Genomic DNA, 18,001 nt, shown 5'->3' with positions numbered 1-18,001 from the left:
GCCGATGGAGGTTCCGATGCGCGCCTTTCTGCTTGGACTGCTGATGCTGGTGGGCGCCTGCGCCACGGCGCCGACGCCGGCGGCCGATCCGACCGGCGACAATCTGGACGCCATCGCCCGGGACTATGTCGCCCTGATCCTCGAGATCGGCGAGCGCGAGCCCGGCTATGTCGACGCCTACTACGGTCCGGCCGCCTGGCAGGAGGCGGCGAAGGCCAGTCCCCGCACCGTGCCCCAGCTGATCCAGGGCGCCGCGACCCTGACCGAACGACTGAACGCCGTCCCGACCCGGGGCGTCGAGCCCGCCGTGGTCCAGCGCCGCAAATATCTGCTGTCCCATGTCTCGGCGGCGTCGGCGCGCCTGCGCATGCTGTCGGGCGAGAAGATGAGCTTCGCCGACGAGGCCGAGGCCCTGTTCGGCATCCGCCCCGAACTCATGCCCCTGTCGAGCTACGATCCCGTCCTGGCCGAGATCGGCGCCCTGCTGCCGGGCCCCGGCTCGCTGGCGGACCGGGTCACGGCCTTCAAGGCTCATTACGTTATTCCGAAGGACCGGCTGCAGCCGGTGATGGACGCCGCCATCGCCGAGTGTCGCCGCCGCACCGTCCGCCACATCGACCTGCCGGCCAATGAACGGTTCACCCTCAGCTTCGTCGGCGACAAGCCATGGTCGGGGTACAACTACTATCTCGGCGACGCCGCCAGCCGGATCGAGATCAACGCCGACTTCCCCATCTACACCGAGCGGGCGATCGACCTGGGCTGCCACGAGGGTTACCCCGGCCACCACGTCTACAACGCCCTGCTGGAGAAGACCTTCGTGCGCGACCGCAACTGGGTCGAGATGAGCGTCTATCCGCTGTTCAGCCCGATGTCCTTCGTGGCCGAGGGCAGCGCCAACTACGGCATCGACCTGGCCTTCCCGGGCGACGAAGGCACGGTGTTCGAGCGCGAGGTGCTGTTCCCGCTGGCCGGCCTCGATCCGTCAACGGCGGAGAAGAAGGCGCAGCTGGGCGCGCTGCAGCGCCGTCTGGCGAGGGCCGAATACACCATCGCCGACGACTATCTGGCGGGACGGGTCGGCCGCGAGGAGACGATCGCCCGCCTGTCGAAATACAGCCTCGCCGATCCGGCCAAGGCGGCCCAGCGGCTGCGCTTCATCGACACCTACCGCAGCTACATCATCAACTACGGCCTCGGCCGCGATGTGGTCCAGGCCTGGGTCGAGCGGCAGGGACCGAACCGCTGGGACGGCATGGAGACCCTGCTCTCGAGCCAGATCCTGCCGGTCGACCTGCTGCCCTAGTGCCAGAGCTTCCGGAGGTCGAAACCGTCCGGCGCGGCCTTGAACCGGTCCTGACCGGGGCGCGGCTGACGCGCGTGCGCCAGAACCGGCCCGACCTGCGCTTTCCCTTCCCCGACCGGTTCGCCGGCCGGCTGGAGGGGGCGACGGTCGAGCGGATCGACCGCCGGGCCAAATATCTGCTGATGCCCCTGTCGACCGGCGAAACCTGGGTGACCCATCTGGGCATGACCGGCCGCTTCACCCTGGACGGTGAACAGCTGGGCGAATTCGAGGAACCGGCCCCGATCGCGGGCAAGCATGAGCACGTCAGCCTGTGCGCGGTGAAGGGCAAGGCGACGACCCGGCTCGGCTTCGCGGACGCCCGCCGCTTCGGCTTCATGGGCCTGATCCCGACGGGCGAGGTGGACGCCCATCCGTGGTTCGCGGGTCTGGGTCCCGAACCGCTGGGCAACGGATTCTCGGGCGCCCATCTGGCCGAGGCTTTCGCCGGCAAGAAGCAGAACATCAAGGTCAGCCTGCTGGACCAGCGCATCGTCGCGGGTCTGGGCAATATCTATGTCTGCGAGGCCCTGTTCCGCGCCCGCATCTCGCCCCTGACCGCGGCGGGCAAGGTCTCGAAGCCGCGCCTCGAGACCCTCGCCGCGGTGGTCCGCGACGTGCTGAACGACGCCATCGCCGCGGGCGGCTCGACGCTGAAGGATTTCGCCAACGCCGACGGCGGGCAGGGTTATTTCCAGCATCGGTTCGACGTCTACGGCCGCGAGGGGAAGCCCTGCCTCGGCGACGGTTGCACAGGGGTGGTCAAGCGCATCGTCCAGGGCGGGCGCTCGACCTTCTATTGTCCGTCCTGCCAGAAGCGCTGAGCCCATGACCCACCGCATCATCCTGTTTCGCGGCATGAACACGGGCGGCGTCCGCGCGCCGGTCGGCGAGCAGCGGAAGATGGCCGAGGCCATGGGGCTGAAGAACCCGCGGACCCTCGCGGCCAGCGGCAATCTGGTGGTCGAGAGCGGCAAGGCGGCCGAGGCGCTGGAAGCCGCCATGGAGAAGACGTTCGGCCTAAAGGTCGCGGCCATGGTCCGCACGCCCGACCAGTGGGCGAAGCTGATCGCGGCCAACCCCTTCCCGAAAGAAGCCGCGAGCCATCCGGCCAAGGTCATCGCCATGGTGATGAAGGAAGAGATCAAGGACGGCGCCGTGGAAGCGTGCCGCGCCTTGGCGGAAGGCGGCGAGGCGGTCGAGGCGGTGGATGGCGTGCTCTATTTCTGGTTCCCGAACGGGCAGGGCGAGTCCGGGATTTTCAAAAAGGCCACGCCACGGATGTTGGGCATGGGCACTGGCCGGAACTGGAACACCGTTCTCAAACTGGCGGAGATGGCCAGCGCAGCCTGAGGATCTTCCCCGGGGCCGCCGGAACCGCAGAGCTCCCAGGTGGTTGTGGCCCCAAGGTAATAACCCTGGAGGGAAGCCCATGACCGACGCCCATTTTTCCGATCCCATTCGCCATCCGCTGCACACCCTGATTTCCTGGCCGGCCGTGATCGCCGGCGGGATCGTCGCCGTCGCGGTCGGCGCCATGCTGAATCTGCTGGGCGTCGCGCTCGGCGCCTCGGCCTTCAATCCCTATGAGTTCGGCGGCGGGGACGCCGAGGGCTTCACGGCCGCCGCGGGCATGTGGATGGCCTTCGCCAACGCCATCGCCCTGTTCATCGGCGGCGCCGTCGCCACCCGCGCCGCCAAATACGCTGACCATCACAAGGGCGCCCTGCACGGCCTTGCCGTCTGGGCCCTGGCCTTCCTGCTGGCCATCACCATCGCCAGCGCGGCCGGCGCCGGCGGGGCGGCGGCCCTGCTGGGCGGCGAGGCCGCTGACAGCGACGGCCGCAGCGTCGTGACCGACATCGCCCCCGCCAGCCGCGTGATCGAGGGTGAACTGGTTGCCCCGGTGGTGGTCCAGCCTTCAGCCCCCGCCGTCGCCGAAGAGGTCGCCGACACCACCGCCATGCTGGCGCTGTGGGGCTTCCTGACCATGCTGATCGGCGCGATCGCCGCGATCTTCGGCGGCCTGTACGGCGGCCGCAATCATCGCTGGATCGACAAGGCCGTCGATGGTCGTCGCGACGACCATCGCCCTGACGATGTCCGTCGTGAGGACAGCCTCACCGACCGCGCGCCTATCCTCTGATTGACCCGGGGCGGCTTCGGCCGCCCCGGCCTCTTCATGCGGACACCGGCGGACTGAAGACGTAAGAGTGGCGCATGACCCATCGTCGCACCCATCTCTGGATCAGCCTCGTCGTCGGCCTCGCCGTCTGGGGCGCCTACTTCTTCCACTTCATACAGCTGACGCGGCGCGGCGAGACCGGGGGTCTCGCCCTGTGGTTCCTCGGCGCCCTGGCGGTGACTGTCGTCGCCGAGACCGTGGCGACCGGCCTGATCGCATGGCTGTTCCGCCGCCGCGCCCGCGAACTGGACGAAGGCCCCACGCTGCAGGCGGCGCTCAAGGCCAGCCATGTCGCCCTTATGCTGCTGGTCGTCATGGCGCTGGCCGCCGCGGCGGTCCTCGCCTTCGCCTCGCTGTTCGGCTGGAGCCTCGATCTGTCGGGCGCGCAAGGGCAGGTCATCGCCGCCAACGTCCTGCTGGCCATGGTGGTAATCGCCGAACTGTTGCGGGCCGCCCTGACGCTGGCGCTGATCCCGCGGCGGTGAGCCTGGGTGACTAGTGGCTAGTTGCTAGTGGCTGGTGCAGCCGGTGGGTCGCGACACGGATTCCCGGCGGTGCCGTTGCGTCCCGAACCGCTAGCCACTAGCCACTAGCCACTAGCCACCAGCCACTCCGAGAGCTCCCATGTCTGACACCGCGGACACCTATTCCACCCTGCTCATCGAACGCCACGCCGACGGCTATGCGGTGGTGACCCTGAACCGGCCCGAGGCGCTGAACGCGCTCAACTCGCAGCTGTTCAGGGATCTGGCCGCCTTCCTCGACGCGGTCGAGCATGACGACAGCGTGCGCTGCCTGATCCTGACCGGCTCGGGCGACAAGGCCTTCGCCGCCGGCGCCGACATCAAGGAGATGTCGGACCAGACCTACGCCCAGATGTACACGGGCAATTTCTTCGCCCTCGGCCATGACCGCATCACGCGCTTCCGCAAGCCGATCATCGCCGCAGTCAACGGCTTCGCCTTGGGCGGCGGCTGCGAACTGGCCATGCTGTGCGACTTCATCGTCGCCTCGGACAAGGCGAAGTTCGGCCAGCCCGAGATCAATCTCGGCGTCGCCCCCGGCATCGGCGGCTCCCAGCGCCTGACGCGTCTGGTCGGCAAGGCGAAGGCCATGGACATGGTCCTGACCGCCCGGATGATGGACGCCGCCGAGGCCGAGCGCGCCGGCCTTGCCAGCCGCGTGGTTCCGCACGAGACCCTGCTGGACGAGACCCGCAAGATCGCCGCGAAGATCGCCTCGCAAAGCCCGCTGGCCGTCATGGCCAACAAGGAAATGGTCAACGCCGCGCTGGAGACGACCCTGACCCAGGGCGTCCAGTTCGAACGTCGCCTGTTCCACAGCCTCTTCGCCTTCGAGGACCAGAAAGAGGGGATGGCGGCCTTCGTGGAGAAGCGGAAGCCGAACTTCACCGGGCGCTGAGCGTTGGGGTGACAGGAGATCTGTCATGCTCAAGCTTCTCGGCGTCATTCTGGTTCTGGCCATCGGCTTCGGCGGCGGCTGGGCCTTGCGAAGCTACCGCAACGCCGACGCCTGTCGCGAGGCGGGCGGGAGTATCGACACCAACCGCGGGATCTGCACCGGCGTGGGCGTGTCGACGGGCGCGCCGCCTCTGACGGCTCCGCCGGCGTGACCGAAACGTCCGGCCAGACTCGCGTTGACCCCCTGAGCCCTTTCCGCTATAGCCGCGCGCTCTTCGAGATTTCCCCGNCTGACGGCTCCGCCGGCGTGACCGAAACGTCCGGCCAGACTCGCGTTGACCCCCTGAGCCCTTTCCGCTATAGCCGCGCGCTCTTCGAGATTTCCCCGCCGTGGACCGTGCTCCGCGGCGTTTCCGTTCGTAAGGTTTGACTGATGGCCAACAATGCCGGCGCCAAGAAAGCGATCCGCAAGATCGCTGCCCGCACCGAAGTGAACAAGGCGCGCCGTACGCGTGTCCGCACCTTCCTGCGCAAGTTCCAGGAAGCCGTCACGGGCGGCGACGCCGGTGCGGCCAAGACCGCGTTCGTCGAGGCTCAATCCGAGCTGATGCGCGCCGTCTATGAGTCTCATCTGGCGGCGNGCGATCCGCAAGATCGCTGCCCGCACCGAAGTGAACAAGGCGCGCCGTACGCGTGTCCGCACCTTCCTGCGCAAGTTCCAGGAAGCCGTCACGGGCGGCGACGCCGGTGCGGCCAAGACCGCGTTCGTCGAGGCTCAATCCGAGCTGATGCGCGCCGTCTCGAAGGGCGTGGTTCACAAGAACACGGGCTCGCGCAAGGTCGGCCGTCTGGCCGCTCAGCTGAAGAAAATGTCGGCTGCCTGACATAGAGGTCTGCTGACGGCCTTTCACGGGCCTGTCATGGTAAATGCCAACGATATCAACGGCGAGGAAGCTAACGCTTCCTCGCCGTTTGCACGTGTTCGGCTAACCGCCCCGACGTGAATTGGCTCTCCCGTCTGTGGCGAAATGCGGTTTTTCGTTGACTGCGTTTGGCTTTAGCGGAGTCAACAATTTTAAGTGCAAATCGAGTCGCGAATCAGCGTTGACGCCCCCCTCGCCGGGCGTAAGTTTGAGGGGCTGACGCACTTCCATCCCCACACGGATGAAGACGGCGCGGAACCTGTTTTCGTGTCGGCGTGAGACGCCTGTTCAAGAGTTCGACCCCACCTGCGCGGCGCCATCGCCACGCGGGACAGGAGAAGTCGTCCCGGGTTTCAGGCTGTCTCGAAGGTCGTCAGCGGTGATGGACCGAACGGGTGGCTGATGTTTACGGGGAGCGCGGGAATGGCGGGGATGACGGATCCGGATCGTATCTGGACCGAGGCGGCGGGCCGTCTTCGCACTGAAATCGGCGAGGGGCCCTTCAGCTCCTATATCGCCCCTTCGGCCGTCCGCGCCGACGGATCGGGCCAGCTGATCCTGGTCACCCCGACCGCCTACGCCCGCGACTGGGTGCGCAAGAACGCCCTGCGCCGCATGAACGAGCTGTGGCTGGGCCTGGACGGCCTGTCCCGCCGTCTGGACGTCCGCTGCCGCGCCGAGATGGGCTCGACCCCGTCGGCCTCGCAGGTCGCCGCCGGCCGCGCCGAGGGCGCCAATGTCGTGCCGCTGGCTCCCATGCCCATGGCCACGGTGCCGCCCGTCGCCGACGGCGCCCGCGCCGTGCGCGCCGCCGGCCTGCAGGACCGTCTGACCTTCGACAGCTTCATCGAGGGGCAGGGCAACGCCTTCGCCCTGGCCATCGCGCGTCAGGCTGCGGCCTGGGCCGACGGCCACTTCAACCCGATCTTCTTCTGCGGCCCCTATGGCTACGGCAAGACCCACCTGCTCAACGCCATCGCCTGGGAGGCCCAGCGCCTCCGACCGGACGCGAAGGTGGTCTATCTGACCGCCGAACGCTTCCTGTCGACCTTCGTGCGCGCCACCCAGGACCGCACCATGGCCGCCTTCAAGGACAGCCTGCGCGGCGCCGACATGTTGCTGATCGACGACGTCCAGTTCGTCGGCGGCAAGGCCGGCACCCAGGAAGAACTGCTTTCGACGCTGACCGCCCTGATCGAGGACGGCAAGAAGATCGTCATCTCGGCCGACCGCCCGCCGATGGCCCTGACCGAGGTCGAGCCGCGCCTGCGCAGCCATCTGGCCTCGGGCCTGACCTGCCCGGTGGAGCCCGCCGACCGCGCGCTCAAGCTGGCCGTCGCCCGCAACCGCATGCAGGCCCTCGCCGCGCTCGGCGTCGTCTCGGGCGAGGCCCAGGCCGAGGTGCTGGAGCATCTGGTCGACCGCACGCCAGGGTCGATGCGCGAGCTTGAGGGCGCCGTGAACNGGGCTGATGGGCGAGGTGGACCGGCCGGTGCTCTGCCTCGCCGCGCTCGGCGTCGTCTCGGGCGAGGCCCAGGCCGAGGTGCTGGAGCATCTGGTCGACCGCACGCCAGGGTCGATGCGCGAGCTTGAGGGCGCCGTGAACACCCTGGCCGCCGTCGCCGGCGCCCGCCTGTCGTCCCTGACCGTCGACGAGACGCAAGGGTTGCTGGGGTCCGCCCTGCGCGGCGGCCCCGAGCGCCGCATCACCGTCGACGAGATCCAGAAGACCGTCGCCGACCATTTCAGCCTCAAACAGGCCGACCTGCTCAGCGAACGCCGCACCCGCGCCGTGGCCCGGCCGCGCCAGATCGCCATGTGGCTGTGCAAACAGCACACGACCCGCTCCTATCCCGACATCGGCCGCCGCTTCGGCGGGCGCGACCACACCACGGTCCTGCACGGCGTGCGCAAGATCGAGGAGCTGATNCAGCACACGACCCGCTCCTATCCCGACATCGGCCGCCGCTTCGGCGGGCGCGACCACACCACGGTCCTGCACGGCGTGCGCAAGATCGAGGAGCTGATGGGTCTGGACGACCAGATCGCGCGGGACGTCGAGACACTGACACGCAAACTCAGGGGCTGACTGTGGACAGCGGGGACGGCTTCGCCGTCCCCCGTTGCTCCGCCCGCTCAATCCGCTAGTGTCCAAGGCCCTCCAGTCGCGGTGACGCTTTGAGTCGCCGCACCCCGGGCGAGACCACATGCAACTGACCATCGAACGATCCGCGCTCCTCAAGGCCCTCGGGCACGTTCAGAGCGTCGTCGAGCGACGCAACACCATTCCGATCCTGTCCAACGTCCTGCTCAGCGCCGGGCGCGACAAGCTGGCCTTCGCGGCCACGGATCTGGACATGGAGATGGTCGACGAGGCCGAGGCCCAGGTGAACGTCGAGGGGCAGATCACCGCCCCCGCCCACACCCTTTACGAAATCGTCCGCAAACTGCCCGACGGCGCCGAGGTCTCGCTGTCCTACAACGGCGACGATCCCCGTCTGGTGGTCCAGGCCGGACGTTCGAAATTCAACCTGCCGGTCCTGCCGGCCGGCGACTTCCCGGTCATGTCGACGGACACGACCGGCACGCGCTTCTCCCTGCCCAAGGAAGACCTCGCCCGGCTGATCGACAAGACCCGCTTCGCCGTCTCGACGGAGGAGACGCGCTACTATCTGAACGGCCTGTACCTGCACACGGTGGCCGAGGCCGGCATTCCGCTGCTGCGCGCCGTGGCCACCGACGGCCACCGTCTGGCCTTGGCCGAGACGCCTGCTCCCGAGGGGGCCGCCGGCGGCCCCGGCGTGATCGTTCCGCGCAAGACGGTCGATCAGGTCCGCCGCCTGCTCGACGACGGCTCGGGCCCGGTCGAGGTCATGGTCTCGCCGCAGAAGATCCGCTTCGAATTCGGCCAGGCGTCCCTGACCTCCAAGGTGATCGACGGCGCCTTCCCCGACTACATGCGCGTCATCCCCAAGGGGAACGACAAACAGGCCGACATCGACAACGCCCTGTTCGCCCAGGCGGTCGACCGCGTCGCCACCATCTCGGCCGAAAAGAGCCGGTCGGTGAAACTGGCCTTCGAGCTGGACCGCGTGACCCTGACGGTGCGCAACATGGAAGCCGGGCAGGGAGTCGAGGAGGTCGAGATCGGCTATTCCGAAGAACCCTTCGAGATCGGCTTCAACGCCCGCTATCTGCTGGACGTCGCCGGCCAGATCACCGGCGAGACGGCGCACTTCAAATTCGCCGACCCGGCCAGCCCGACACTGGTCCTCGATCCGGGCGATCCGGGCGTGCAGTATGTGCTGATGCCGCTGCGGGTCTAGGCCGCCGGGGCCTGGCGGGCTTTACGCGCGTCCGAGGAGGCCCGGCCCAAAGCCATGGCGCATTCCGCCAGCACGGCCCGGCCGATGAAGGCGCCCTCGTTCTGTGAACCGTCGGGATTGTCCGGCGTGACCACCGACGGCGCCCGCGAGCTTCGCCCCAGCGGATAGACCACGGCGACCGGGGTCGTCCTGTTGGGTGACACGGCACGGCCGCAGATGACGACCCGTTTGAAGGCCATGCGCCGTCCGGGTTCGCCCAGCCATCGCGGCCGGATGCGAACCGGGCTATCCAGCTGCACTTCGGAGCCCAGCGCGTCGTGAACGGCGCCTTGGGGTGAAAGGCGGGGCTTGAGACTGTTCTCGATCGGCGCCCGATAGACCAGCAGGTACGCTGCCGCCACCGCGGCCAGAAGCCACCATACCCATCTGCCGGAAGACGCGTCTCCCATATCCCTCGCCGGCCCCCGTCTCGTACGAAGCCACCCTGACACGGCGGTCCTTTCCTGATTCATCTGATCGACCGGTATTCGTCGAAGCGCGCGAGGAGCCGCGTTCAGATGACGGGGACGGCGACGCGGGTTAGGGATGATCCCTTGATCACCTCCCTCACCCTCACCGACTTCCGCTCCTACGCAGCGGCCACCCTGCCGATCGCGGCGGGGTCGGTGGTGCTTCACGGGCCGAACGGGGCGGGCAAGACGAATCTGCTGGAGGCGCTCAGCCTGTTCACGCCGGGCAAGGGGCTGCGCGGGGCCACGGCGCCCGAGATGGGCCGGCGCGAACCGGGCGAGGCGGCCGGCCGCGCATGGGCCGTGGCGGCTGTCCTGACCGACGGGGACGGCGAGGCGAAACTGGGCACGGGCGTCCAGAGCCCCGGCGCCGCCCGCCGCATCGTCCGCATCGACGGCGAGACGGCCCAGCCCGGCCGGCTGCTCGACCACCTGCGACCCGTCTGGGCCACACCCGAACAGGACCGGCTGTTCTCGGACGCCCGCGCCGCGCGGCTGCGCTTCTTCGACCGGCTGGTCTTCGCCGCCCAGCCCGCCCACGCCGCCTCGGTCTCGGCCTATGAGAAGGCCCTGCGCGAGCGGCTGCGCCTGTTGACCGAGGGGGCTGAAGGCCGGGCCGCCGATCCCCTGTGGCTCGACGCGCTGGAGATCCGGCTGGGCGAGGCCGGGGCCGCCGCCGCCCACGCCCGCGCCGCCGCCCTGACAACCCTCCAGTCCGCCATCGACGCCCGTTCGGACCGCCCCTTCCCACAGGCCGACCTCGGCCTCACCGGCGAGGCGGAGACGCAGGCCGCCGAGGGCGCCGACGAGGCCGCCATCGCCGCGGTGATCCGCGACGGCATGGTCCGCTCCCGCGCCCGCGACGCCGCCGCCGGCCGATCGCTGTACGGCCCGCATCGTTCCGACCTGACGGCCCTGCACCGCGAGAAGAACCGCCCCGCCGCCGAGGGCTCCTCGGGCGAGCAGAAGGCGTTGGTCCTGAACCTGATCCTCGCCCAGATCGCGCGGCTGGCGGGCGACAGCGCGCCCCCGGTCCTCCTGCTCGACGAGGCCCCCGCCCACCTCGACACGGCCCGCCGCGCCGCCCTCTTCGACGAGATCGAGGCGCTCGGCCTTCAGGCCTTCATGACCGGGACGGAGGCCGAGCTGTTCGCGCCGCTGAGGGGCCGGGCGCAGTTCGTGCGGGTGGCCGACGGCGGGTTCGAAATCGAGTAGCGCGTCTCAGTCGTTCTCGCCGCCGGGGCGCAGTTCGGCGAAGAGCCCGTCGGCGTCAAAGCGGACGATCCAGACCATTTCGCGGTTGGCGAAGCGCGCGCGGTAGCTGCGACGGACGCTGTCTCCGGCGGACGCTTCCGACAGCAGATCAAGGCCTTGAAGCGGCCCGACGGCGGTCAGGAGGGCGCGCCCGAAGTCGGAGAGGAACCCGTGCGACGCGTCGCCTTCCATCGTGAACAGCGCCTTGTCCAGCGTTCCTGCGCCGGCTGAGGTCAATGCGGCCGCGACCGCGGAGGTCAGCTCCGGCCGGCTGTCCGGAGTTGGCGGACGCGGCGCGATGGCCGGCAGCTCGGTGTCCGCGATCGATTGGGCCAGCAGCGGGAAAAAGCGCCTCTGGTTGGTCAGGGCGATCAGGGTCAGGCGCTTCGACGGAACATGCAGAATGTCCGCCAGCGCGGGACCGCCGCTGTGCCCGAAGACCGGCTCGCCGCGATAGGTGTTCGCCGTCCAGCCGATAGCGAATCCGCCGGGTCTCCCGTCGTTCAGGGGCGCGGCCGTGGTCAGGGCGGCGAAGCTTTCGGCCGACAGGAACTCGCCGGCGTCGATGGCGACGAACAGCTTCGCCAGATCCCGCGCCGAACTGTAGAGGCCGCCTGCTGCATAGCCCTGAGGCGCGTACAGGAAGGTGTCGTTCTGCTGCACGCCGTCGCGCCAGTCGTAGATCAGGGTCTCGCCCCGGACCTGGGATGGGGCCGCCGGGGCCCCTTGCGTCGCGAAAGTGAAGCCGGTGTTGGTCAGGCCGAGCGGCGTGGTGATCTCGCGCCTGAGCAGGTCGGCGAACGGGAGCCCGGTCGCCTTCTCCAGTGCGGCGGTAAGGACGATGAAGTCGGTGAAGCCGTATCGGCTCTCGCTGCCCGGTTCATAGGCCAGCGGTCGGGTCATTGCCGCCTGCGCCACTTCCTGCGCCGTCGCGGACGGTGGGAGACCCAGACGCTCCGGCATGCCTGACATATGGCTGGCCAGCTGGCGCAGGGTCACCGGCTTCCAGGTCTCCGGAGCTTCCGGAAGATAGAGGGTGACGGAATCGTCCAGCCGGATGACGCCCTGTTCGGACAGGCGCATCAGGATCACCCCGGTGAAAATCTTGGAGGCGGAGGCCAGCTGGAAAGGCGTGTCGGGCGTCACCTCCCGCCCCTGCGCGAGATCAGCGATCCCATACGCTTCCAGCTTTTCAACGCCGCCGTCGTCGACCACGGCCACCGCTGCGCCCGGGATGTGGCTGGCCTCCATATAGCTGCGCATGAGGTCGTCGACGGGGTCGGCGGCGGCGGGGCTGGCGAGGGCGGCGATAAGGAGGGCGACGGGCAGGGCGCGGTGGATCATGGCGTGCTCCGGGAAGGCGCCGCGACGCTAGGAAGCCGGGCCGTTTGAGCCCAGTGAATTCCCTGCAATGCGACGAAGCTTCGACGAATGGGGCGCTGCCGCCAGGCCTCCCCACGGGGCGGCGAATCCAGCACCCTGTGGCGGCGCGCGTGCAGCCATTTCCAGCGTCGCTTTTCCTCGCAATTTCGCCCTGAATCCCTATATGTTGCGGGCATCGGCGCGGATCGGATTCGCGTCCTGAAAACCGTCCGTTCAAGGCGGCGCCGCCGCCGCCTTCAGAGGCCCTCCCAGAGGGCGTTTCACCGACCGAATATATGACTGACCAGACCCCGACCGCGCGTAACGAAGACACCGCCGAAGAGGCCGCCTACGGCGCCGATTCCATCAAGGTCCTCAAGGGCCTGGACGCGGTCCGCAAACGGCCCGGCATGTACATCGGCGACACCGACGACGGCTCGGGCCTGCACCACATGGTCTATGAGGTGGTCGACAACGCCATCGACGAGGCCCTGGCCGGCCACGCCGACCTGGTCCAGGTCATCCTGAACGCCGACGGCTCGGTCACCGTGACCGACAACGGCCGCGGCATCCCCACCGACATCCATGAGGGCGAAGGCGTCTCGGCGGCCGAGGTCATCATGACCCAGCTGCACGCGGGCGGTAAGTTCGACCAGAATTCCTACAAGGTCTCGGGCGGCCTGCACGGCGTCGGCGTCTCGGTCGTCAACGCTTTGTCGGACTGGCTGAAGCTGGTCATCTACCGCAACGGCAAACGCCACGAGATGAAGTTCGCGCGCGGCGACACGGTCGAAAGCCTGCGGGTCACCGGCGATGCCCCCATGCGCGAGAGCGGCGAACGCGCCGGCCAGCCCCTGTCGGGCACCGAGGTCACCTTCTATCCGTCGGTCACGACCTTCGCCCACATCGACTTTGACCTGAAGACGCTGGAACACCGCCTGCGCGAGCTGGCCTTCCTGAACTCGGGCGTGGTCATCAAGCTGCGCGATGACCGCCACGCCGAGAAATTCGAGGAAATCCTGCACTACGAGGGCGGGGTCGAGGCCTTCGTGCGCCACCTGGACAAGTCCAAGACGCCGATCCTCAAGGACGTCATCGTCATCCGCGGCAAGAAGGAGGGGATCGAGCTCGATCTCGCCCTGTGGTGGAACGACAGCTACCACGAGACCATGCTGTGCTTCACCAACAACATCCCCCAGCGGGATGGAGGCACCCACCTTTCGGCCTTCCGCGCTTCGCTGACGCGCGTCATGGGCGGCTATATCGACGCCGCCGGCGCCGCGAAGAAGGAGAAGGTTTCGGTCTCGGGCGAGGACGCCCGCGAAGGCCTGACCTGCGTCCTGTCGGTCAAGGTTCCGGACCCGAAATTCAGCTCCCAGACCAAGGACAAGCTGGTCTCGTCAGAGGTGCGCCCGGCCGTCGAGGCCCTGTGCTCGGAAGGCCTGTCGACCTGGTTCGAGGAGCATCCGGTCGAGGCCAAACAGGTCGTCGCCAAGATCATCGAGGCTGCCGCCGCCCGCGAGGCCGCACGCAAGGCCCGCGACCTGACCCGCCGCAAGACGGCGATGGAAATCAGCTCCCTGCCCGGCAAGCTGGCCGACTGTCAGGAGCGCGATCCGGCCAAGTCCGAACTGTTCATCGTCGAGGGCGATTCCGCCGGCGGTTCGGCCAAACAGGCCCGCAACCGCGAGAACCAGGCCGTCCTGCCCCTGCGCGGCAAGATCCTGAACGTGGAACGCGCCCGCTTCGACCGCATGCTGTCTTCGGAACTGATCGGGACGCTGATCCTGGCTCTGGGCACCGGCATCGGCCGTGACGACTTCAACGCCGACAAGCTGCGCTATCACAAGATTATCCTGATGGCCGACGCCGACGTCGACGGCGCCCACATCCGGACCCTGCTTGACGACTTCAACGCCGACAAGCTGCGCTATCACAAGATTATCCTGATGGCCGACGCCGACGTCGACGGCGCCCACATCCGGACCCTGCTGCTGACCTTCTTCTATCGCCAGATGCCGGAGCTGATCGAGCGCGGGCACGTCTACATCGCCCAGCCGCCGCTCTACAAGGTCGCCAAGGGCAAGCAGTCCCGCTACCTCAAGGATCAGTCCGAAATGGACGCCTACCTCATTGAGGAAGGGTCGTCAGAGGCCGAACTGGACCTGCCGACCGGCGAGCGCCGCACCGGTATGGACCTGCAGTCGCTGGTGCGCGAGGCCAAGGCCTTCAAGGCCGGCGTTGACCGCCTGAGCCAGCGCGCGCCGACCTTCGCCATCGAACAGGCGGCCCTGGCCGGTCTGTTCGACGAGGCCAGCGCCGATCCGGCCAAGGCCGCCGCCCGCCTGAACCTGTATGCCGAGGAAGGCGACGGCGACTGGACCGGCTCGCCGGGCGCCCAGGGGGCTGTGGCCTTCGAACGCGTGCGCCGCGCCGTGACCGAACGCATCGTGCTGGAAGAGGCCCTGATCCGCTCGCTGGACGCCCGCCGTCTGGCCGAACGTTCGGCCGCTTTCGAGGGCCTGTTCGACAAGCCGGCCGTCTTCCGCCGCAAGGACAAGACCGTCACCATCCGCGGTCCGCTGGACCTGCTGGAAGCGGTTCTCGACGCCGGCAAAAAGGGCATCGCCATCCAGCGCTACAAGGGTCTGGGCGAGATGAACCCCGAACAGCTGTGGGAGACCACGCTCGACGTGAACGCCCGCACCCTGCTGAAGGTGCAGGTCGAGCATCAGGAAGACGCGTCGGACCTGTTCGCCAAACTGATGGGCGACGTGGTCGAGCCGCGCCGCGAGTTCATCCAGGCCAATGCGCTGGACGCTGCGGTCGACGCCTGACGGCTACGGCCGGCCGGCGTCGACGAAGGCCTTGATCGTCGCCCAGACCGGCGGCTGGGCGCGCGTGCCCTCGCAGACGATCTTGGTGAGGAATTCCGGCGAGGTGTTCGGACGCACGTCTTCCCACGCCGCGCCCTCTTCGGGATAGCGTTCGGTCTCTGCGCCGTCCGGACCGTATTCGACCACGCCGGCGGTGCGCCATTTCCCGGTGGCGCACTGAAGCTCATACGTCTCGATCGAGTGGCTGTAGTCGCCCGGCTCGCCTCGCCGGGGCGCGGTGACGACGCGAACCGAGGTGACGTTTCCGTTGGCGACGATGCTGTCGACGTCGGCCATGAAGACGTTGTTCGGACTGCGCGAGAAGGGATGCCAGCTCTCGGCGGCCGCCGGAGTCACCGCTCCGGCCGCCAGAACGGCAAGGCTTAGTACAAGATATTTCACGACGATCTCCCCAGACCCCTGCACCCTATGATGCGCCGCTGGATGGCTTTGGCAAGGGGGATCAGGCTGCGCGGCGCGTCCGGGCCGCCGCCTCGAGGATCGGCTCAAACAGCCATTCCGCCAGATGCCGCACCACGGGCACGGCGACGCCGTCTCCCGTCAACCGATATGCGGCGCTGTTGGACGCCGGCAGCCGGTAGTTGTCGGACAGCCCCATAAGCCGCGCTGTTTCGCGCGCCGACATCAGACGCGACCGCACCTCCCCCCGGTCGATGATCAGCACCGTCTGGCGGCTGGAGCCTCCGGCCGGGGTGCGCAGGCAGCCGGCGATGTCGAACCGCACTTCGGCGCGCTGCAGCTTGCCTCCGTCGGCGCCTTGCCGTGTCCGGCGGTACAGGGCCCCGACGCGCCGGACGCTGGCGCGGCGGGCCTGCTCGACCTTGGCCAAGTGAACCGGCGCCATGAGCGCCAGCAGCCGCGCCGTCCGTTCGGGCGGGCTCCAAGGCGCGTCGGCCGTGTCGTCGCCAATGACCGCAGCCAGATCCGCAGGCTGCGCCTCCGGCTCAGGCAGCCGCCACCAGACCATCCGGGCGCGCAGCGATTCCGGCAGGCGGTCGACGGCGCGGCGCAGGGCGGCGGGATGAAACGGTTCAAGCGGCCCGGGGGCTGTGAGGCCGAACGGCGGCGTCAGATCGCCCCGGACGCCGATCACGAACAGGCGCGGCCGCGACTGGGGAAGAAACCGGTCGGCGTTGATGATCAGGGCGCCCCAGCGATAGCCGGCGTCGACATAGGTCTGGCAGACGACCTCGAAATCCCGCCCGCCTCGCGATGTCAGCGTGCCGCACACGTTCTCGACCGCCACGATGGCCGGCGCGCGCCCCTCCGCCGCCAGACCCCGGGCCACGTCCCAGAAGGCGTGGAAGGTCCCCGACCGGCGTCCGCCGAGACCGGCGCCCGCACCTGCCAGCGACAGGTCCTGGCACGGGAAGGAGCCCCACATCAGATCCGCCGATCCAGGCAGATCACGGGCCATCACGGCGCCGATGTCGCCGAGGTGAAAATCGTCCTCGCCCCAGTTGGCGCAGTAGGCCTGACCCTTGGCCGCATCGATGTCGTTTGCGAACAGGCAGCCCCAGCCCTCGCCCAGCCCGGCCCGGACCATGCCGCCGCCGGCGAAGAATTCGTAGAAGCCGGGCCGCCTGTCTTCGGACGGTTGAGCGGGCGATTCGATCATGTCCCGACGCTGACGCCCCGGCGCCTGCAAGTCCACTGAAAGGCGCGGAGCCGGCTATTCGACCGGCGGCTCCTTCCGGGACCGGGATTTGCCGACGATGGCGCAGATGATGATCAGGAAGGCGGCGAGGCGGAGCAGATAGAAGGGGCTCTGTTCCTCGCGCGGCACCTGCATCAGGTTGGTCAGAAGCGGCACCATGCCCATGAGGAGAAAGGCCGCGGCGAAGGCGAGGAACAGCCGGTCGCCCGTGCGGCGCCAGAATTTGAGAAAGAAAAGCGCCGCGATGACATGACCCATGATCACCGCGCCGTTGGCCAACGCCATCGCGCTCATCGATCGACCTCCCAGATGAAGCCGTACAGAAGGACGCCGACCCCGAGGAGCGCAGTCCCGACGCGCGCCGGTCCCAGATCAACGTCATGCAGAACCAGCCGGTCGAGGAAGAGCAAGAGGTTGTTGGCCGCCAGCAGGGTGAAGCAGCACCCGCTCCACAGCAGCAGGGGCTGCCGCGACCGCCGCCAGGATCGCACAAGCAGCACGGCGCAGATCGCACTGGTCAGCACGCAAAGTCCGTAGACGAGCTGTGGCATCCACTCCGTCATGCCTTCCACCCTCCCAGCCGGAACGAGTCGGCGAAACCCTTCAACGGGTCCGACCGGCGCGCCGTGATCCTGTTTACGACCGCGACGGGCCGCTCGCGATAGGCGCCCTGCAATGCGTCTGCGAGGGCGGCCAGCGCCGGCGATGCGGGCGCATACTGGACCGAGCCCGACTGTTCGATGACCAGGCCGGCGCGTTGCAGGACGCGTATGCAGTCGGTCACCAGCGTCGTGCTGGCGCGCATTTCCGCGACCAGATCGTTGGTCGCCCAGGCGAGGTCCGGGTTCCGTTTAAGAAGGATCAGGGCCTCGAGCGCCCACACAGATGGAATGGCCGCCTCGATGAAGGCCGCCAACTCAGGATCCACGCCGCCTTGCCCTGCCGCGCTCACGCCCCGAACGCCCGATCTGGCTTCGTGTGCATGGCGCGGGAAGCTAGTCGCTGAATTCCGGTTGGCAATGACAAAATATCTTCGTGATGGTCGGAACTCTTCGCAATCTTCACGGTTTTCTGGAGTTGGTTCGGGGGAACGTACGGGCGTGGCCGGGGGGCATGGCGAGC

Annotated in this window: 19 protein-coding genes and 3 pseudogenes; 15 read left to right on the top strand and 7 right to left on the bottom strand. The window is 68.4% G+C overall.

The features are described 5' to 3' along the window. The first annotated feature begins 16 nt into the window (after positions 1 to 16). The 13 genes and pseudogenes from ASD25_RS16480 (at position 17) to dnaN (ending at position 9,200) form a co-directional block, all read left to right on the top strand. Positions 17 to 1,306 carry a hypothetical protein gene (locus ASD25_RS16480; protein WP_056619255.1) on the top strand — a complete coding sequence of 430 codons (1,290 nt, stop codon included), beginning with the start codon at positions 17 to 19 and terminating at the stop codon, positions 1,304 to 1,306. Then, positions 1,306 to 2,169: a bifunctional DNA-formamidopyrimidine glycosylase/DNA-(apurinic or apyrimidinic site) lyase gene (gene mutM, locus ASD25_RS16475; protein WP_056618981.1), complete on the top strand. Its 864-nt coding sequence runs from the start codon at positions 1,306 to 1,308 to the stop codon at positions 2,167 to 2,169. Before ASD25_RS16480 ends, mutM begins: the two co-directional genes overlap by 1 nt. Positions 2,170 to 2,173: 4 nt before the next feature. Further along, on the top strand, positions 2,174 to 2,698 hold the full coding sequence (locus ASD25_RS16470; RefSeq protein WP_056618979.1) for a DUF1697 domain-containing protein: 525 nt from the start codon (positions 2,174 to 2,176) through the stop codon (positions 2,696 to 2,698). Between the two features lie 79 nt (positions 2,699 to 2,777). Next, on the top strand, positions 2,778 to 3,491 hold the full coding sequence (locus ASD25_RS16465; protein ID WP_056618976.1) for a hypothetical protein: 714 nt from the start codon (positions 2,778 to 2,780) through the stop codon (positions 3,489 to 3,491). Between the two features lie 74 nt (positions 3,492 to 3,565). Beyond that, positions 3,566 to 4,015 (top strand): hypothetical protein, encoded by a 450-nt coding sequence (locus ASD25_RS16460; RefSeq protein WP_056618973.1) that lies wholly within the window; start codon positions 3,566 to 3,568, stop codon positions 4,013 to 4,015. A 139-nt stretch (positions 4,016 to 4,154) separates the two neighbouring features. Further along, the gene (locus ASD25_RS16455) at positions 4,155 to 4,952 is read left to right on the top strand and encodes an enoyl-CoA hydratase-related protein (RefSeq protein WP_056618971.1); all 798 of its coding nucleotides are present in this window, start codon (positions 4,155 to 4,157) and stop codon (positions 4,950 to 4,952) included. A gap of 25 nt (positions 4,953 to 4,977) precedes the next feature. Then, positions 4,978 to 5,163: a hypothetical protein gene (locus tag ASD25_RS16450; protein ID WP_056618968.1), complete on the top strand. Its 186-nt coding sequence runs from the start codon at positions 4,978 to 4,980 to the stop codon at positions 5,161 to 5,163. Positions 5,164 to 5,384: 221 nt separating this feature from the next. Beyond that, positions 5,385 to 5,591: pseudogene (gene rpsT, locus ASD25_RS29540) on the top strand (30S ribosomal protein S20); the annotation flags it as partial. Position 5,592: 1 nt separating this feature from the next. Further along, on the top strand, positions 5,593 to 5,835 hold a 243-nt coding region (rpsT, locus tag ASD25_RS16440), incomplete at its 5' end, for a 30S ribosomal protein S20 (RefSeq protein WP_235562758.1). A gap of 441 nt (positions 5,836 to 6,276) precedes the next feature. Continuing rightward, a pseudogene (locus tag ASD25_RS16435) lies at positions 6,277 to 7,338 on the top strand (DnaA ATPase domain-containing protein); the annotation flags it as partial. 1 nt (position 7,339) lies between these two features. After that, positions 7,340 to 7,803 (top strand): annotated as a pseudogene (locus ASD25_RS32080) (helix-turn-helix domain-containing protein); the annotation flags it as partial. 1 nt (position 7,804) lies between these two features. After that, on the top strand, positions 7,805 to 7,963 hold a 159-nt coding region (locus ASD25_RS32840; RefSeq protein WP_304439658.1), incomplete at its 5' end, for a helix-turn-helix domain-containing protein. 118 nt (positions 7,964 to 8,081) lie between these two features. Then, positions 8,082 to 9,200 carry a DNA polymerase III subunit beta gene (gene dnaN, locus ASD25_RS16425; protein WP_056618957.1) on the top strand — a complete coding sequence of 373 codons (1,119 nt, stop codon included), beginning with the start codon at positions 8,082 to 8,084 and terminating at the stop codon, positions 9,198 to 9,200. Here dnaN and ASD25_RS16420 read toward each other — a convergent pair. Further along, the gene (locus tag ASD25_RS16420) at positions 9,197 to 9,649 is read right to left on the bottom strand and encodes a hypothetical protein (protein WP_056618954.1); all 453 of its coding nucleotides are present in this window, start codon (positions 9,647 to 9,649) and stop codon (positions 9,197 to 9,199) included. The two genes, dnaN and ASD25_RS16420, sit on opposite strands and share 4 nt — an antisense overlap. Positions 9,650 to 9,793: 144 nt before the next feature. Here ASD25_RS16420 and recF point away from each other — a divergent pair, with 144 nt between their 5' ends. Then, the gene (gene recF, locus ASD25_RS16415; RefSeq protein WP_156389346.1) at positions 9,794 to 10,924 is read left to right on the top strand and encodes a DNA replication/repair protein RecF; all 1,131 of its coding nucleotides are present in this window, start codon (positions 9,794 to 9,796) and stop codon (positions 10,922 to 10,924) included. Between the two features lie 6 nt (positions 10,925 to 10,930). Here the strand turns inward: recF and ASD25_RS16410 are convergent, their stop codons facing one another. After that, positions 10,931 to 12,307, bottom strand: a complete 1,377-nt coding sequence (locus ASD25_RS16410) for a serine hydrolase (protein ID WP_056618948.1) — start codon at positions 12,305 to 12,307, stop codon at positions 10,931 to 10,933. A 314-nt stretch (positions 12,308 to 12,621) separates the two neighbouring features. On the opposite strand from ASD25_RS16410, the gene ASD25_RS16405 reads away from it, so the two are divergent. Beyond that, complete coding sequence (locus ASD25_RS16405) at positions 12,622 to 15,162, top strand: DNA gyrase subunit B (RefSeq protein ID WP_056618945.1); 2,541 nt, start codon at positions 12,622 to 12,624, stop codon at positions 15,160 to 15,162. A gap of 3 nt (positions 15,163 to 15,165) precedes the next feature. On the opposite strand, the gene ASD25_RS16400 is transcribed toward ASD25_RS16405, so the two are convergent. The 5 genes from ASD25_RS16400 to ASD25_RS16380 all read right to left on the bottom strand — a co-directional run bounded on the left by ASD25_RS16400 (position 15,166) and on the right by ASD25_RS16380 (position 17,807). Continuing rightward, positions 15,166 to 15,603: a surface-adhesin E family protein gene (locus ASD25_RS16400; RefSeq protein WP_156389345.1), complete on the bottom strand. Its 438-nt coding sequence runs from the start codon at positions 15,601 to 15,603 to the stop codon at positions 15,166 to 15,168. 61 nt (positions 15,604 to 15,664) lie between these two features. Next, positions 15,665 to 16,840 (bottom strand): DNA cytosine methyltransferase, encoded by a 1,176-nt coding sequence (locus tag ASD25_RS16395; protein ID WP_056618938.1) that lies wholly within the window; start codon positions 16,838 to 16,840, stop codon positions 15,665 to 15,667. 54 nt (positions 16,841 to 16,894) lie between these two features. After that, positions 16,895 to 17,173, bottom strand: coding sequence for a DUF5985 family protein (locus ASD25_RS16390; RefSeq protein ID WP_156389344.1), 279 nt, complete (start codon positions 17,171 to 17,173; stop codon positions 16,895 to 16,897). Further along, a complete protein-coding gene (locus ASD25_RS16385; protein WP_200943640.1) occupies positions 17,170 to 17,442 on the bottom strand; it encodes a DUF5985 family protein in 273 nt (90 codons plus the stop codon). Before ASD25_RS16385 ends, ASD25_RS16390 begins: the two co-directional genes overlap by 4 nt. After that, complete coding sequence (locus tag ASD25_RS16380) at positions 17,439 to 17,807, bottom strand: hypothetical protein (RefSeq protein WP_156389343.1); 369 nt, start codon at positions 17,805 to 17,807, stop codon at positions 17,439 to 17,441. Before ASD25_RS16380 ends, ASD25_RS16385 begins: the two co-directional genes overlap by 4 nt. Positions 17,808 to 18,001: the final 194 nt, after the last annotated feature.

Source organism: Brevundimonas sp. Root1423 (assembly GCF_001426805.1).
This window is presented reverse-complemented; position numbering and strand designations above follow the sequence as displayed.